Genomic DNA, 16436 nt, shown 5'->3' on the forward strand with positions numbered 1-16436 from the left:
GCGGGTGTGCGCAGTAGAGTTCCGCAGCGTGCGGGGGGTGGCCTTGAAGGCAGCGATCAGGCGCAGCGCCGACGCGACGGGCGCGCTCGCCGGTGCGCTGCGGACCGCGCTGCCCGCGCTGCTGTCGCTGGCCGTGGTGCCGGTGTCGGTGCTCCTCCTGCCGGTGCTGCCCACCGCGGCGGAGCCCCTGCGGTACGTGACAGGGCTCGAACGGAACCGGCGCGGCATTCCCGCGCCCTACCGGCGGATCGCTCCCCTGCGCGATCCCGCGACGTGGCGGGACGTGGCGTGGCTCGTGGTGCACGGGGTCACCGGGCTTGCCGCCGGCATCCTCGCGGTCGCGCTGTGGCCCGCGATCCTGAGCAGCGTCACCACCCCGCTGTATTGGTGGCTGGTGCCGGACGGGGTGACGGCGCTCTTCGTGGACGTCAGGACGTGGCCGCAGGCGCTGACGCTGCCGTTCGTCCAGGCCGCGTGCTACGCCGCCATCCTGTACTGGCTCGTGCCCCTCGCGGCGCGCGCCCAGGAGTGGACGACACGCACGCTGCTCGGCCCCACCGACCACGACCTCCTGGTCCAGCAGGTCGAACGGCTCACCGAGACCCGCACCGAGGCGCTGGAGTCGCACGGCGCCGAGCTGCGCCGCATCGAGCGGGACCTGCACGACGGGATCCAGGCGCAGCTCGTGGCCGTCGCGGTGCGGCTCGGGCTCGCGGAGCGCGCGCTGGCCGCCGACCCCGACACCGCGCGGTCGCTGCTGAACGACGCGCAGTCCGGGATCGAGGACTCGCTGGGCAACCTGCGGGGCGTCATCCGCGGCATCTACCCGCCGATCCTCGCCGACCGCGGGCTCGGCGGGGCCGTGCACGCGCTGGCGAGCGGGCAGCGCGTCCCGGTCGCCGTGCACATCCCCGAGGACCTGCCGCGCCCGCCCGCGCCGATCGAGGCGGCGGCGTACTTCGTGGTCGCCGAATCGCTGACCAACGTGACCAAGCACAGCTCGGCTCAGCACGCGGAGGTCACGGTCGAGCGCGACGGGCCGAACCTGCGGGTGGTGGTCCGCGACGACGGGCAGGGCGGCGCGACCGAGGGCGACGGGAGTGGGCTGCTCGGCATCCGCCGCCGGGTCGCCGCGCTCGACGGCACGGCCCGCATCGAAAGCCCTGCCGGCGAAGGAACGACGATCGAGGTGCTGCTGCCGTGCGGATAGTGATCGCGGAGGACAACGCGCTGCTGCGGGAGGGCATCTCCCTGCTGGTCCGCACCGCCGGGCACGAGGTGGTCGGCAACGCGGCGAACGGTCCGGAGATCGTGCCGCTGCTGCTGGAGCACCGGCCGGACATCGCCGTGCTGGACGTGCGCATGCCCCCGACGTTCCGCGACGAGGGGCTGCGAGCCGCGATCGAGGCCAGGCGGTTGCTGCCGGGGTTGCCGATCCTCGTGCTGTCGCAGTACGTGGAGCACACGTACGCCACCGAGCTGCTCGCGAGCGGCGCGGGTGGGGTGGGCTACCTGCTCAAGGACCGCGTCGGCCGGGTCGAGGAGTTCCTCGACGCGCTCAACCGCGTCGCCGCCGGGGGCACCGCGCTCGACCCGGAGGTGGTGTCACAGCTGATGAACCGCCGCGACCCGCTCGACGCGCTGACCGCGCGGGAGCGCGAAGTGCTGCACCTGATGGCGCAGGGCCACGACAACGCGGCGATCGCGCGGCAGCTGGTGGTGACCGAGCGCGCGGTGACCAAGCACATCGGGAACATCTTCCGGAAACTCGACCTGCCGCCGACGGACAGCGGGCACCGGCGGGTGCTGGCCGTGCTGGCGTACGTGAACGCTTGAGGTAGGCCGTTTTCGGGCCTCCCTCAACCGGAGTAGCCCCTCCTGACGGATGGCGACAGGCCGCAGCAAGGCCCTCAGTCCTCTTCACCGGACCGGACACGAATCCGACTTGTGGAGAGAACCGATGCCTCGAACACCGAAAACCAGCAGGATCCGGAGAACCGCCGCGAGGTTCGGCAGCCTCGCCTCGGTGGCGGGGATCGCGGCGCTGGCCGTCGTGGGCGGCGCCACGACGGCCTCGGCCGCCGACAACCCGGTGGGCTGCGGTTACGCCACCAGCGGACCGGCCGCGAGCACGTTGTGCTGGCTGGACATGAGCGCCTACAACGACACCGCCGCCTCGTCCACCGCCGGGCAGAACATGACGGTGACCCTGCCCGGCGGGTACACGATGACGTTCAACGTCATCAAGCGCCCGGTCGGCTCGAACCCCTCGGTCGCGTTCGCGTCCCGTCCCGCCACCGGCCGCCCGCTCGGGGACCAGCTGTACCCCGGCCTGCCCGGGAACGCGGCGCTGGCGAACACCGCCGCCGCCAGCTTCTCCAACACCGTGACCCTGCGGAACATCGTGGTCCGGGACTCGGCGGGCGCCCAGGTCAGCGGCTACGCGATCGCCAGCGGGGACGCCGAGATCACGGCCGACACCGAACGCATCACGTGGACCTCGAACGCGCCGATCACCCAGCTCGGGTCCGTCGCCGCGGCGAACGGGTGCCAGGCGAGCACCGCGACGGGGTTCGGCACGACCACGGTGTCCTGCACCGGAACGGGACTGAGCGCCCCGTACGGCACGCTCGCGGTCAAGTCGGTCGGCGCGACGACGTTCTCGGCCAGGCTCGACAGCACCACGGGTGTCGAGGCGGTCGCCTTCGCGGTCCAGACCGCCAAGGTGACGCTGAACAAGCAGGTGGTCGACCGGCGCCTCCCGGCCGATTCGTTCGACCTCGCGGTCACCTCGCCCGAAGGCACCACGGTCGGGACGGCGACCACCGGTGGCGCGGACACCGCCACCACGGGCCCGTTGACCGCCATGCCGCGGACGGCGGGGCAGAGCTTCACGCTGAGCGAGGCGGCGAGCGCGGGCAGCTCGCTGGCGAACTACGACCAGTCGTGGTCCTGCACCAACGCCACCGCCGGCAGCACCACGTCCCTGCCCACCGGTACCGGCACCAGCGTGGCGGTCTCCCCGCAGCCGGGCGACGACATCTCCTGCACCGTCACCAACACGGCCAAGCAGACCGACCTGTCCATCGTGAAGGCGGGCCCGGCGACGGCCGGCGTCGGCGAACCGGTGACGTACACGCTGATCGTCTCCAACAACGGTCCCGGTGACTCGACCGGCTACACCGTCACCGACCAGCTCCCGGCGGGGCTGACCGGCGTCACCACGAGCACGCCGGGCTGCACGGTCACGGGCCAGGCGCTGACGTGCACCGGCGGTCCGCTGGCGTTCAACGAGCGCGCGGTGATCACGGTGTCCGGCGTCGCCGACGGCAGTGTGCAGACGCTCTTCAACACCGCGGCGGTCAAGTCCAACGAGGTCGACGGCAACCCGGGCAACGACACCTCCAACGAGGTCACGACCGAGGTGGTGCCGCTGGTGTCCGTGGCGGTCGGCGGTGGTGCGCTCGCGCTGCTCGGTGGCGGCTACGCGCTGCGCCGCCGCCCGAAGACGACGGCGTGACCCCGGAATGAGCAGGAGGCGGCGGAGTCGACCTCGTGAAGGGAACTCCGCCGCCCCTTCCCGAGAGCCGGCAAGGGGACTCGAACCCCTGACATCTTGCTTACAAGGCAAGCGCTCTACCAACTGAGCTATGCCGGCCGATGGCCCCGAGGCCGAGCCGATGATACCCCTACCACCTGACGGGCGGCTCCTTGCGCGGCACCCCCGGGGCGCGGAACGCTTTCCCCAGGCGCCGGGGAAGGAGGCCAGGGCGATGAACTCCGCCCGGATGGCACTGCACGCCGTGCGGCTGCTGGCCGCCCGCGGCTCGCTCACCGTGACCGAGCTGGCGCGCGAGCTGGCTGTCGCACCGTCGACCGCCCACCGCGTGCTCACCAACTGCGTCGCCGCGGGGTTCGCCCGGCAGGACCACGCGGGCGGGCCCTACCGCCCCGGCAAGGCGATGCACGAGCTCACCCTGAGCGTCACCTCGCCGGTCACCCTGCGTGAGGCCGGTGCGGCCGCGCTCGCCGACCTGCGGGACCGGACGGGCCTCACCGCGAGCCTGCTGGTGCTGGAGGGCCGCCGCGCCCGGTTCGTGCAGTCCCTCGAAGGCACCGGGCCACGCCGCGCCGCCGCCCGGCTCGGGCGCGTGCTGCCCGCGCACTGCACCTCCGGCGGCAAGGCGATGCTCGCCTTCCACCCGCCCGGCGACCTGGCCCGCCGCTACCCCGGCCGCCGCCTGGAGCGCCTCACCGACCGCTCCCTGACCTGCTGGGACGACCTCCTGCGCGAACTGGCCCAGGTCCGCGCCCGCGGCTGGGCGGTCAGCCTCGGTGAGTGCGACCGCGCGGTGACCGGTCTCGGCGCGCCGATCCTGCTCGGCAGCGGCGAGCCCGTCGCCGCGCTGGCGCTCGCCGCGTCCGCCGCCCACGTCGGCACGCGCGCCGAGATCGCCCCGTACGTCGAACCCCTGCTGCACGCCGCGAACACCGTGCAGACGCAGCTGCGTGGCGGGATCCCGGTGCACCCTTCCGCATAGGGGAACGTCCGCGCACACGCTTGTCCGCCGGTGCCCGCCCGCGCTGTCGTGGAGCCCAGGAGCACCGGATCGAAGGAGATCGGCGTGTCGAGCACCGAGGAGACGACGGAGGCCGCGGAACTACGGCGCACGGTGGCGGAGCTGGCGGAGCGCGTGCGCACGCTCGAAGCGGCGTCGGCGATCCGCACCCTGCACCACAAGTACGGCTACTACCTGGACAAATGCCTGTACCAGGAGGTCGTGGACCTCTTCAGCGACGACGGGGAGGTGGTGTTCGCGGGCGGTGTGTACCAGGGCCGCGCCGGGGTCGAACGGCTGTACCTGCACCGGTTCCGCGAGCGCTTCACCCACGGCCACAACGGCCCGCTCCGCGGATTCCTGTTGGAGCACATCATGATGCAGGACGTCGTGACGGTGTCCCCCGACGGCCGGACCGCCTGCGCCCGCATCCGCGCGCTCATGCAGGCCGGGATCCACGAGTCCGCACCGGAACTGCGGGGCCGCACGTCGTTCGAGCAGTGGTGGGAGGGCGGCCTCTACGAGAACCGGTACGTGCTGGACGACGGCGTCTGGAAGATCAAGCGCCTCGGCTACTTCCCGTTCTGGCACGCCGAGTACACCAAGGGCTGGGCACACACCCCGCCGCTCAACGCGATGATCGCCACCAGGACCTACCCCGACGACCCGCTCGGCCCCGACGAACTGGTGGAGGGCTTCGAGTTCTTCCCCGCGACCGACGTGGTCCCGTTCCACTACCCGCACCCCGTGACGGGAAAGCGGTCATGAACTTCAACGCGCCGATGCGGGTCGAGGCCGACATCTACGACCTCGAAGTGGCACAAGGCGAAGTACCCGAACAACTCGACGGCACGTACTACCGCGTGGTGTGCGACCGGCAGTACCCGTCGTTCGTGCCGAATGACATCCCCTTCAATGCCGACGGCATGGTCACGTCGTTCCGCTTCTCGAAGGGACACGTCGACTTCAAAAGCCGTTACGTGCGCACGCCGCGGTTCCAGGCGGAGCGGAGCGCACGCCGCGCGTTGTTCGGCGCGTACCGCAACGCCTACACCGACGACCCGTCCGTCGCGGGGATGAACCGGACCTTGGCCAACACCAACGTGTTCTGGCACGGCGGGCGACTACTGGCGTCCAAAGAGGACAGTCCGCCGATCGAGATCGACCCGCTGACGCTGGACACGGTGGGCGTCCACACCTTCGACGGCGCACTCACGTCGCAGACCTCCACCGCGCACCCGAAATTCGACCCGCGCACGGGCGAAATGGTGTTCTTCGGTTACGCGGCGAAAGGTGAAGGCACGCCGGACATCGTGTACTACGAGGCCGACCCCGCCGGGAACCTCGTGCACGAAACCTGGTTCCAGGCCCCGTATCCGAGCATGGTGCACGACTTCGCGGTGACGCAGAACTTCGTCGTGTTCCCGATCATCCCGCTCGTGTCGGACCTGGGCAGGCTGCGGCAGGGCCTGCCGTTGTTCGCGTGGGACCCGGAAAAGGACGTGTTCCTCGGCGTGCTGCCGCGCAAGGGCGGCGTGGAGGACCTGCGCTGGTACCGCGGCAGCACGCGGTTCGCCAGCCACATCCTCGGTGCTTACGACGACGGGCGGCACATCCACGTCGACACCCCGGTTTCGGAGACGAACTACTTCCCGTTCTTCCCGGATCTGTCGGGCGCGCCCGTGGACCCCGAGAAGACCAAGGGCTACCTGTCCCGCTGGACGATGGACACCCTGGGCGACTCGGCGACGTTCACCGAGGAACGGCTGACCGCCCATGCCGGGGAGTTCCCGCGCATGGACGACCGGTTCGAGACGCTGCCCTACTCCTGGGGCGTGCTGGGCCTGTACGAGGTGCCGGGCGAGCCGCGGCCGGGCGGCGGGTTCCGGTGGATCGGCGCCGTGGACCTCGCCCGCAAGCGCACGACGTCCCACTACGTCGGTGACGCGTCGTCGGTCGGCGAGCCGCTGTTCGTGCCCGCGCACGCGGACGCCGCACAGGGCAAGGGTTACGTGCTGGCCGTGGTGGGCCGCCACGACGAGATGCGCAGCGACCTGCTGATCCTCGACGCGCAGCGGATCGACGCCCCACCGGTGGCGACGGTGAAGCTGCCGATCCGCGTGCCCTACGGCCTCCACGGCAACTGGGTGACGACAGCCGAACTCCAGGCGGCGGGGAAGGTCTAGCCGAACATCCCGACCTCGTAGCTGCCCGCGGGCTGCCGGATGATGACGTTCAGCCGGTTGTACGCGTTGATCGTCGCGATCAGGGCCACCAGCGCGCCGAGCTGCTCCTCGTCGTAGTGCTTCGCGGCGTTGGCCCACGCGTCGTCGCTGACGCCGCCCGCCGCGTCGGCGATGCGCGTGCCCTGCTCCGCCAGCTCCAGCGCGGCGCGCTCGGCCTCGGTGAAGACCGTGGCCTCCCGCCAGGCCGCGACGAGGTTCAGCCTCGTCGCGGTCTCGCCGGCGTGCGCGGCGTCCTTGGTGTGCATGTCGGTGCAGAAGCCGCAGCCGTTGATCTGGCTCGCCCTGATCTTCACCAGTTCCTGCGTCGCGGCGGGCAGTGCCGACTTCGAGACCACCTCGCCCGCGGCGTTGAGGCGCCGCAGGAACTGGCCTGCGACGGCGTTCTCGAAGGCGTTGAGACGGGCTTCCATCGTGGGTTCCTCCAGGGTCTTCCGGTGCTTCCACCACCCCTGACGGACCCGGCCGCGAGGATGTGACCGGTGGGGCCACCGGCCGCGCCGGCGACCCCACCCGTCAGGGGGCTAGTGCCCCATCGCGGTGCTGCGGCGGCCGGTGCCGCTGTGCGACCTCTTCGGGTACACCGCCGACGCGATCGCCACCACGACGACCGATCCGATGATGTCCAGGACCCAGCGGAACCACGGCAGGCCACCGTTCGCGTTGGTGTAGCCCACCCAGCTGGCCACCAGGTTGCCGAGGAAGGCACCCACGATCCCCGCCAGGATCGTCAGCCACAGCGGGATGCCCTGCTTACCGGGCAGGATCGCCTTCGCGATCAGGCCGAACACGAGGCCCGAAACGATCAGCACGATCAGTCCCCACACACCTCCGAAGAAACCCATTTCGAACCCTCCTCTGGTTCGCTGTTCTTCCCTGGCACCCCGAGGCATACCCGGCCGGGACGAGCCGACGGGGTCTCGATCAGGTGACGTGGGGTACCCGTCGTGTGGAAGATCGGCAGGGTGGCGCACGCCACTGTTTCTTTCTTGCAACAGCGGACATGGCCGTGGCGATGGTCCCCGGGGACATCCCCTGCGAGGAGGTGAAGGGCCATGAAGAGCACCCAGCGCGCCCGGACCGCCGCGGTCCGGCGGCGTGGCTGGCACATCCTGGAAGCGCCCCGGGATCAGAACGTCGAAAGAGAGCACCGGCGCAAGCAAGGCGGGCCCCGGCGGCGGGCCTGGCACATCCTGGAAGCCCCGACCGGCGAGCAGCCGGCACTCGAGACCGGCGCCGAGCACGGCCCGGCACTCCCCGACGACGCCACCGTCAACTTCGTCCTCGACCTGGCCCTGCGCATCGGCGAGGTGCAGATGGCCAGCGGCGCGGGCGCCTCCGACGTCACCGCGACGATCCTCGCGCTGACCTCGGCACTCGGCCTGCCGCACTGCGAGGTCGACGTCATCTTCACGTCCATCACCGTGACGTGCCACCGGGGTACGGACATGAACCCGGTCAGCGCGCTGCGGGTCGTCCGCTCCCGCAGCCTCGACTACACGCGCCTGTCCCAGACCGAGATGCTGGTCCGGCAGATCACCCGCGGCCACATGGGCGCGGAGGAGGCGTACGCCGAGCTGCACCGCATCACGACCGCCCCGCACCCGTACCCGCGCTGGGTCGCGACGCTCGCCTGGGGCGGGATGGCCTTCTTCATCACCCTGCTCATCGGCGGTGGTTTCGACATCGCGGTCGGCGCGCTCGTCATCTCCGCGCTGATCGACCGGCTCGGCCGCCAGCTCAACAAGTACGCGCTGCCGTTCTTCTTCCAGCAGGTCGTCGGCGGGCTCGTGGCCACCATGCTCGCGACCGTGGCCGTCGAGACCGGGCTGGTGCCCACCAGGTTCTCCACACTCGTGGCGGCCGCCGCGATCACCGTGCTGCTGTCCGGGCTGTCGACCGTGTCGGCGGTGCAGGACGCCATCACCGGCTACAACGTGACCGCCGCGGGCCGCACGATGGAAACCGCGTTGATGAGCGCCGGGCTGATCACCGGTGTGGCACTCGCGTTGAACCTCGCCAGAGCCCTCGGCTTCACCCAGGTCGTGCCCGAGATCCCGGCCCAGACCGCGCTCGGTCTCCCCGTCGTCGTCCTCGCCGGTGCCGGCTCGGCCGCGTGCTTCGCCGTCGGCAGCTACGCCACGCTCCGATCGATGCTGGTCGCGGCCGCGGCGGGCGCGATCGGCGCCGGGGTCTACGGGAGTATGGTGCTCGCGACCTTCGACACCATCACCTCGTCCGCGGTCGCGGCGACGCTCGTCGGTTTCTGCGGCGGGGTGCTCGCGCGGCGGCTGCGCGTCACGCCGCTCGTCGTCGCGGTGTCGGGCATCACGCCGCTCCTGCCCGGTCTGTCGACATATCGTGGCCTTTACGAACTCGCGACGCAGGCGAACGGCAACGTCTCTACCCTGATGAAGGCGGTCGCCATCGGACTGGCGCTGGCGGCGGGCGTGGTGCTCGGTGAGTACCTGGCCCAGCCGGTCCGCACCGGGCTGGGCAGGCTTGAGCGCAAGCTTGCGGGCCCGCGGATGGCCGGACCGTTGCGCCCGTCGGAAGGACGGCTGGAGTAGCACCTCCGGCACCGCGCGGTCGATCTTGGTCGCCGGTCACGGGATAGTCTTTCGTGGCGCCGCGCCCGAAGAGCAAGGGAGCACGAAGCGTGAGTGAGCAGGAGATCGGGAACGGCTCGGCGGACTTCGTCGTCGTCGCCAACCGGCTGCCCGTCGACCTCGAAAGGGGCCCCGACGGGTCGCAGCGGTGGACGGCGAGCCCCGGCGGCCTGGTCTCCGCGCTCGAGCCGTTCCTGCGGTCCCGCAAGGGGGCGTGGGTCGGCTGGCCCGGGGTGCCCGGCGTCGAGGTGGACCCGTTCAGCGACGAGGGCATGGTGCTCTACCCCGTCACGCTGACCGCCGACGACGTCCGCGACTACTACGAGGGCTTCTCGAACGCGACGCTGTGGCCGCTCTACCACGACGTCGTCGAGCGGCCGGTGTTCGACCGCGGCTGGTGGGAGAGCTACGTCAAGGTCAACCGCCGGTTCGCCGAGGCGGCCGCGGACGTCGCGGCGGGCGGCGCGACCGTGTGGGTGCAGGACTACCAGCTCCAGCTCGTGCCGAGCATGCTCCGCGAGCTGCGGCCGGACCTGCGCATCGGGTTCTTCCTGCACATCCCGTTCCCGCCGGTCGAGCTGTTCATGCAGCTGCCGTGGCGCGCGGAGATCGTGCGCGGGCTCATCGGCGCCGACCTCGTCGGGTTCCACCGGCCCGGCGGCGCGCAGAACTTCCTGTGGCTGGCCCGCACCCTGGTCGGCCTGGAACCGAGCCGGGGCGCCGTCGGCGTGCGGTCCCGGCCCGGCATGATGCAGGTCGGCAACCGGACCGTCCGCGTCGGCGCCTTCCCCATCTCCATCGACTCCGCCGGACTGGACGGCCTCGCGCGCACCAAACAGGTCAGCGAGCGGGCCGCCCAGATCCGCCACGACCTCGGCAACCCCAAGACGGTGCTGCTGGGCGTGGACCGGCTGGACTACACCAAGGGCATCGACCTGCGCCTGCAGGCGCTGCACGAGCTGCTCCAGGAGGGCCGCGTCAAACCGGAAGACGTCACCTTCGTGCAGCTCGCCACGCCCAGCAGGGAACGGGTCGAGCACTACCAGCGGATGCGCAGCGACATCGAGCAGATGGTGGGCCGGATCAACGGCGAGTTCTCGCGCGTGGGCCACCCGGTGGTGCACTACCTGCACCAGTCGGTGAGCCGCACCGAGCTGGCCTCGTTCTACTCCGCTGCCGACGTCATGGTCGTGACCCCGCTGCGCGATGGGATGAATCTGGTCTGCAAGGAGTACGTGGCCTGCCGCCACGATCTCGGCGGCGCGCTCGTGCTGTCGGAGTTCGCGGGCGCCGCGGCCGAGCTGACCAGCGCGTTCCTCGTCAACCCGCACGATCTCGACGGGGTGAAGAACGCGCTGGAGGCGGCCATTACGCTCGACCCTGCCGAGGGCAGGCGCCGGATGCGAGCATTGCGGCGCCAGGTCCTCACCCATGACGTAGACCGGTGGGCCCGATCATTCCTGGAAGCGCTCGGAACCGAGACGACTTCCTGAATCCCGCCAACTTGTCGACATTGCTGCTTTGAACTCCCCGAGGAGGAGTGGTGACCGCCGAGTCCCTGCCCGCCGAGCTGCGCCGCGCGATCGTGCAGATCGCCCGCACGCCGCGACTGCTGGTCGCGTGCGACTACGACGGGACCTTGGCTCCGATCGTGACCAACCCGGACGAGGCGCGACCGCTGCCCGAGTCCGTCGGCGCGCTGCGTTCGCTCGCCGGGCTGCACGAGACGACCACCGCCGTGATCTCCGGTCGCGCGCTGCGGGACCTCGCGATCCTGTCCCGGCTGCCGTCCGAGGTGCACCTCGTCGGCAGCCACGGCTCGGAGTTCGACATCGGGTTCGTGCACGCGCTGGACGCGCAGGCCCGTGAACTGCACCGGAGGCTGGAGACGGCGCTGGACGAGCTGGTGTCGGGCACGCCCGGCGTGCAGCTGGAGGTCAAGCCCGCCAGCATCGCCGTGCACGTCCGGCGCGCCGACCGGACCGACGCGCAGCGCATCCTCGAGGCGGTCCACAACGGACCGTGCACGTGGGACGGTGTCACGACGACCGACGGCAAGGAGGTCGTGGAGCTGGCGGTGGTCCAGACCGACAAGGGCCGCGCGCTGGACACCCTGCGCCACCAGGTCGGTGCCACCGCCGCGGTGTTCCTCGGCGACGACGTCACCGACGAGAAGGCGTTCGCCCGCCTGTCCGGCCCTGACCTCGGCGTGAAGGTCGGCGACGGGGAGACGCTGGCGGCGTTCAGCGTGCCCGGCACCGAGGACGTCGCGACCGTGCTCGCGTTCATCCTGGAGGAGCGCCGCAACTGGCTCTACGGCGAGCAGGCGCCGCCGATCGAGCGGCTGTCGATGCTGGCCAACGAGCGCTCGGTCGCGCTGGTCACCCCGGACGCGCGGCTGACGTGGATGTGCCACCCCGGTCCCGACGCGCCCGCGGTGTTCGCCGACCTGCTCGGCGGCGCCGGTGCCGGGCACTTCTCGATCCGGCCCTCGCGCGGCGCGCTGCCGCTGGGCCAGCGCTACCTGCCCAACACCATGACCGTGGAGACCCGCTGGTCGCGGCTGCTGGTCACCGACTACCTGGAGCCGGAAACCCCGGCGCACCGCACGGACCTGGTGCGGGTGATCTCGGGGGCGAGCGAGGCGACCGTGGTGTTCGCGCCGCGGCCCGAGTTCGGTGCGGTGCCGGTGAGCCTGGTGCCGGAGGAGGACGGCCTGCGCGTGGTCGGCACGTCCGAGCCGATCGTGCTGCGCTCGCCGGGTGTCCGGTGGGAGATCAGCAACGACGGCCTGCACGACACCGCGACGGCGACGGTGCAGCCCACGCCGGAGCAGCCGGTGGTGCTGGAACTGCGGTGCGGCACCACGGAGCTCGGCCCGGCCGAGCTGCCCGAGGTGGAGCGGCGCGCGAAGGCGGGCCGGTACTGGAGCGAGTGGGCGTCGGCGCTGAAGCTGCCGAACGTGGAGCCGGAGCTGGTGGCCCGGTCGGCGCTGACGCTGCGCGGGCTGTGCAACACCGACACCGGTGGGGTGCTGGCGGCGGCCACGACGTCGCTGCCGGAGGAGATCGGCGGCGTGCGGAACTGGGACTACCGGTACTGCTGGATCCGCGACGCGGCGATGACCGTCCGCGAGCTCGTCGGCCTCGGTTCGCTGGAGGAGGCCGACGGCTACCTGAACTGGCTGCACGGCGTCCTGTCCACGCTCGCCGGTCCGGAGCGCCTGCACCCGCTGTACACCCTGTCCGGCAACCAGCTGGGCGCGGAGGCCGTCATCGACACCCTGCCGGGGTACGCGGGCTCGCGGCCCGTGCGCGTCGGGAACCTGGCGAACCACCAGGTGCAGCTGGACGTGTTCGGCCCGGTGGTGGAGCTGGTGTGCGCGCTGGCCGAGGCCAGGGGCGACCTGCGGGACCAGGACTGGCAGATGGTGCGCGCGATGGCGGAGGCCGTGACGCGGCGCTGGTCGGAGGCGGACCACGGCATCTGGGAGGAGCGGCACGTGCCGCGCCACCGGGTGTACTCGCGCGTGATGTGCTGGGTGACGATCGACCGCGCGATCAAGCTGGGCGAGGTGTACGAGCGGGAGATCCCGGCGGCCTGGCACGAGCTGCGCGAGACCATCGCGAGGGACGTGCTGGAGAACGGCTGGAACGATAAGGTCCAGGCGTTCACCACGGCGTACGACGGCACGGACCTGGACGCGGCGTCGCTGTTCGTGGGTCTGACCGGGCTCATCGACCCGTCGGACGAGCGCTTCCAGTCCACGGTGACCGCGATCGAGGCCGAGCTGCGCAGCGGGTCGACGGTGTACCGCTACCGCAGGGATGACGGGCTGCCCGGCGGTGAGGGCGGGTTCCACCTGTGTGCCGCGTGGCTGATCGAGGCGTACCTGCTGACGGGCCGCCGCACCGAGGCGGAGGAACTGTTCGAGCAGATGGTCGATGCGGCCGGCCCGACGGGCCTGCTCCCGGAGCAGTACGACCCGATCGCGGAGCGTTCGCTGGGCAACCACCCGCAGGCGTACTCGCACATCGGCCTCATCCGCTGCGCCAAGCTCCTCGCGGCGCAGTAGGCGCGGCGGGGGTTGCCGGGCCCCTGCGGTGCTGGGACCGACCACGGTCGAGGAATGGCTCGCGCCGAGAGATCTCGGCTCGAGCTGCTCCTGGGCCACCTCGCGCCCGCCTCACCGCGGCGGGCCGCGTCCGCGGCGGGGGCTTGCCGGACCCCTGCGGGAAGCTGGCCCCGTGCTGGGACCGACCACGGTCGAGGAATGGCTCGCAGCCGAGAGATCTCGGCTCGAGCTGCTCCTGGGCCACCTGTATGCACCGTCGCGCCCGTCGGGCTCTCACCAACGGGCGTCGTTCCGGCTGGCTCGCGCCGTCGATGACTCGCTGCAAGCCGTCGGCCGCCGTGACCTGGAGGTACTGCCCGCGGTCGCCGTGCGGATCAGCACGCCCTTCCGCACCGTCCTCGTCCCCGACCTCGCGGTGGTGAAGGTCGGCGAGGACCGCCGGCTGTACGAACGTGGCGACGTGCTCCTGGCGGTCGAGGTGTGGTCGCAGGACAACAGCCAGGACGAACGCGAGACCAAGACGGCCGCCTACGCTCAGGTGGGCATCCCGCACCTCTGGTTGTTCGACCCTCCCGTCAGCTTCACCGCCTACCGGCTCGAGGACGCGAAGTACGTCGAGGTGGTGCACGCCGACAACGGCGAGACCGTCACCGCTCCCGGCCCCGTCCCGGTCGAGATCGACACCGCCAAGCTGCCCTAGGCCTTCATCGCAGCGTTCAACGCCTCCGCGACCGTCGCCACCTCCAGGACCCGGATGCCGTCCGGCAGCTTCCCCGGATCGGGCGGCACGATGGCGTGCGTGAACCCCAGCCGCACGGCCTCCGCGAGCCTGCGGCCCACCCCGGTCACCCTGCGGATCTCCCCCGCGAGCCCCACCTCGCCCAGTGACACGAGCCGCGGGGACAGGGCCACGTCCTGCACCGACGAGGCGATCGCCAGCACCACCGCGAGGTCCACGGCAGGCTCGGTCACCTTCATCCCGCCGACCGTCGCCGCGTAGACGTCCTGCTCCCCGAACCGCACGCCGCCGCGCTTCTCCAGCACCGCCAGCACCATGCCCACCCGCGCCGAGTCCAGCCCGCTCACGGCACGCCGCGGCTGCGGCAGGCTCGACTTCGACACCAGCGCCTGCACCTCGCACAGCAGCGGCCGCTTGCCCTCGACGGTCACGGTGATCGCGGTGCCCGGCACGGCGTCCTCGTGCCGGTTCAGGAACAGCCCCGACGGGTCCGGCACCCCCACGATCCCGTCGTCACGCAGCTCGAAACAGCCGATCTCGTCTGCGGGCCCGAACCGGTTCTTCACGCCGCGCACCAGCCGCAGCGTGGAATGCCGGTCACCCTCGAAGTGCAGCACCACGTCCACCAGGTGCTCCAGCACGCGCGGCCCCGCGACCGAACCGTCCTTCGTCACGTGCCCCACCAGCACGATCGGCAGGTTCCGCTCCTTGGCGAGCGCCACGAGCCCCGCCGTGACGGCCCGCACCTGCGTCACCCCGCCGGGCGCCCCTTCGACCTGCGGGGACGCCATGGTCTGCACGGAGTCGACGATCAGCACGCCCGGCCGCACCGCGTCGACGTGCCCCAGGATCGCCGACAGGTCGCTCTCGGCGGCCAGGAACATGCGCTCGTGCAGGTTGCCCGTCCGCTCGGCGCGCAACCGCACCTGACCGGCCGACTCCTCGCCCGTGACGTACAGCGCGGGCTGCTCCGCCGAGGCCGCCCACTGGTGCGCGACCTCGAGCAGCAGCGTCGACTTGCCGACCCCGGGCTCGCCCGCGAGCAGCACCACCGCACCGGGCACGAGCCCGCCGCCGAGCACCCGGTCGAGCTCCGGCACCCCGGTGGCCCGCGCCCGCGCGGACTCCAGGTCGACCTGACCGATCGGCCGCGCCGGCGCGCTCGGCGCACCGGCCGCCACCCGCGCTATCGCGGGCCGGGCGTCACCACGCTCCTCGAGCGTGCCCCACGCCTGGCACTCCGGGCAGCGGCCCACCCATTTCGCGGCCTCGTAGCCGCACTCCCCGCAGCGGTAGCTGATGCCCTTCTTGCCCACGGACGCAGACGCTAGCGGGGGGTACCGACAATCTCAGTGACCCTCGCCGGCCTTCGCCGGCTGCGGCTCGCAGGTGAGGGTCTTCGTCGGCGCCGCGACGGGCAGCTGGACGGTGACCGGCCCGGCGTTGCGGAAGACGAACGTGACCGGCATGGTCTGCCCCGGCCACACGACGGTCTTGATGCCCTGCAGCTCCACGACGGCGCGGCCGATACCGGCACCCTCGTTGCCCACCGGGGTCGAGCTGGTCGGGGCCGACGCCGACGAGGACGCCGAAGCCGAGGACGAAGCCGGCCGGGACGACGAAGGCGAGGTCGAGGAGGTCGGCGTGGAGCCCTGCGAGGCGGCACCGGCCTCGGCGGCGTCCTGCCTGCCGATGACGAGCGTGCTGCCGCCGACGATCGCCCGCTGGCCGTCGATGGTCGCGCCGGCCGCGTTCGCGGACGAGACCGAGACGAGCTCGTCGTCCTGGCCGCTGTCGTTGGCGATCGTCAGCACGAGCGGGGCGGTGGAGCCCGGCGCGTACGCCTGCTCGCACTCGTCGCTGTTCGCGATGGCCGCGTTGCGCAGCGAAATGTGGCCGACCTGGGCGAGCGCACCGTTGACCGCGGGCAGCATGGTGTCGGTCTGGGTGATCTGCCCGGCACCACACCCGGCCAGCGCCAATGCGGCGCCGAGGCCCAGTACGCCCGAGGTGAGCACACGACGTTTCTGCAGCCTCACGGTCTTCAGTCCCTCCTAGAGCCCGCGCGTTACCAATGCGGAGCCTAGCCGGGGCCGTTCCACCCGGCAGAACCCGGTGGCCACTGGCCGCCGCGAACCGTCCACAGTGGATTCGTGATCAACCGGTGGACCACCTGCATGAGCACGCCGAAAGGAGATTTGTCAACCCCCC

14 protein-coding genes and 1 tRNA gene are annotated in these 16436 nt (G+C 71.7%); 10 read left to right on the forward strand and 5 right to left on the reverse strand.

Features of this window, described 5'->3' with window-relative positions; genetic code table 11:
- The first annotated feature begins 37 nt into the window (after positions 1 to 37).
- The 3 genes from BMZ92_RS30010 to BMZ92_RS30020 all read left to right on the forward strand — a co-directional run bounded on the left by BMZ92_RS30010 (position 38) and on the right by BMZ92_RS30020 (position 3520).
- Complete coding sequence (locus tag BMZ92_RS30010) at positions 38 to 1210, forward strand: sensor histidine kinase (RefSeq protein ID WP_245783336.1); 1173 nt, start codon at positions 38 to 40, stop codon at positions 1208 to 1210.
- Complete coding sequence (locus BMZ92_RS30015) at positions 1201 to 1836, forward strand: response regulator transcription factor (RefSeq protein WP_177228930.1); 636 nt, start codon at positions 1201 to 1203, stop codon at positions 1834 to 1836. The genes BMZ92_RS30010 and BMZ92_RS30015 overlap by 10 nt, the downstream gene beginning before the upstream one ends.
- Positions 1837 to 2026: 190 nt before the next feature.
- Positions 2027 to 3520 (forward strand): DUF11 domain-containing protein, encoded by a 1494-nt coding sequence (locus BMZ92_RS30020; protein ID WP_245783337.1) that lies wholly within the window; start codon positions 2027 to 2029, stop codon positions 3518 to 3520.
- A 65-nt stretch (positions 3521 to 3585) separates the two neighbouring features.
- Here BMZ92_RS30020 and BMZ92_RS30025 read toward each other — a convergent pair.
- Positions 3586 to 3658 (reverse strand) — tRNA-Thr (locus BMZ92_RS30025).
- A gap of 115 nt (positions 3659 to 3773) precedes the next feature.
- Here BMZ92_RS30025 and BMZ92_RS30030 point away from each other — a divergent pair.
- The 3 genes from BMZ92_RS30030 (at position 3774) to BMZ92_RS30040 (ending at position 6745) form a co-directional block, all read left to right on the forward strand.
- On the forward strand, positions 3774 to 4541 hold the full coding sequence (locus BMZ92_RS30030) for an IclR family transcriptional regulator (RefSeq protein WP_177228931.1): 768 nt from the start codon (positions 3774 to 3776) through the stop codon (positions 4539 to 4541).
- Between the two features lie 84 nt (positions 4542 to 4625).
- Positions 4626 to 5327 carry a nuclear transport factor 2 family protein gene (locus tag BMZ92_RS30035; RefSeq protein WP_177228932.1) on the forward strand — a complete coding sequence of 234 codons (702 nt, stop codon included), beginning with the start codon at positions 4626 to 4628 and terminating at the stop codon, positions 5325 to 5327.
- A complete protein-coding gene (locus BMZ92_RS30040; protein WP_091514432.1) occupies positions 5324 to 6745 on the forward strand; it encodes a carotenoid oxygenase family protein in 1422 nt (473 codons plus the stop codon). The genes BMZ92_RS30035 and BMZ92_RS30040 overlap by 4 nt, the downstream gene beginning before the upstream one ends.
- Here the strand turns inward: BMZ92_RS30040 and BMZ92_RS30045 are convergent.
- Together BMZ92_RS30045 and BMZ92_RS30050 are read right to left on the reverse strand one after the other, a co-directional pair.
- Complete coding sequence (locus tag BMZ92_RS30045) at positions 6742 to 7215, reverse strand: carboxymuconolactone decarboxylase family protein (RefSeq protein WP_091514434.1); 474 nt, start codon at positions 7213 to 7215, stop codon at positions 6742 to 6744. The genes BMZ92_RS30040 and BMZ92_RS30045 overlap by 4 nt on opposite strands.
- A gap of 111 nt (positions 7216 to 7326) precedes the next feature.
- Positions 7327 to 7647 carry a GlsB/YeaQ/YmgE family stress response membrane protein gene (locus tag BMZ92_RS30050; protein ID WP_091514436.1) on the reverse strand — a complete coding sequence of 107 codons (321 nt, stop codon included), beginning with the start codon at positions 7645 to 7647 and terminating at the stop codon, positions 7327 to 7329.
- Positions 7648 to 7857: 210 nt separating this feature from the next.
- Here BMZ92_RS30050 and BMZ92_RS30055 point away from each other — a divergent pair, with 210 nt between their 5' ends.
- From BMZ92_RS30055 to BMZ92_RS30070, 4 genes are all read left to right on the forward strand, one after another.
- The gene (locus BMZ92_RS30055) at positions 7858 to 9372 is read left to right on the forward strand and encodes a threonine/serine exporter family protein (RefSeq protein WP_091514439.1); all 1515 of its coding nucleotides are present in this window, start codon (positions 7858 to 7860) and stop codon (positions 9370 to 9372) included.
- A gap of 89 nt (positions 9373 to 9461) precedes the next feature.
- Entirely contained in the window at positions 9462 to 10904 is a 1443-nt protein-coding gene (locus tag BMZ92_RS30060) for an alpha,alpha-trehalose-phosphate synthase (UDP-forming) (protein ID WP_091514441.1), read from the forward strand.
- Positions 10905 to 10954: 50 nt separating this feature from the next.
- Positions 10955 to 13486 carry a trehalose-phosphatase gene (gene otsB / locus BMZ92_RS30065; RefSeq protein ID WP_091514547.1) on the forward strand — a complete coding sequence of 844 codons (2532 nt, stop codon included), beginning with the start codon at positions 10955 to 10957 and terminating at the stop codon, positions 13484 to 13486.
- A gap of 172 nt (positions 13487 to 13658) precedes the next feature.
- Complete coding sequence (locus BMZ92_RS30070) at positions 13659 to 14186, forward strand: Uma2 family endonuclease (RefSeq protein WP_177228934.1); 528 nt, start codon at positions 13659 to 13661, stop codon at positions 14184 to 14186.
- Here BMZ92_RS30070 and radA read toward each other — a convergent pair.
- Entirely contained in the window at positions 14183 to 15541 is a 1359-nt protein-coding gene (gene radA / locus BMZ92_RS30075; RefSeq protein ID WP_091514445.1) for a DNA repair protein RadA, read from the reverse strand. The two genes, BMZ92_RS30070 and radA, sit on opposite strands and share 4 nt — an antisense overlap.
- A gap of 33 nt (positions 15542 to 15574) precedes the next feature.
- Complete coding sequence (locus BMZ92_RS30080; RefSeq protein ID WP_091514448.1) at positions 15575 to 16264, reverse strand: hypothetical protein; 690 nt, start codon at positions 16262 to 16264, stop codon at positions 15575 to 15577.
- Positions 16265 to 16436: the final 172 nt, after the last annotated feature.

It is taken from the genome of Amycolatopsis sacchari (assembly GCF_900114035.1).
GTDB lineage: Bacteria > Actinomycetota > Actinomycetes > Mycobacteriales > Pseudonocardiaceae > Amycolatopsis_E > Amycolatopsis_E sacchari.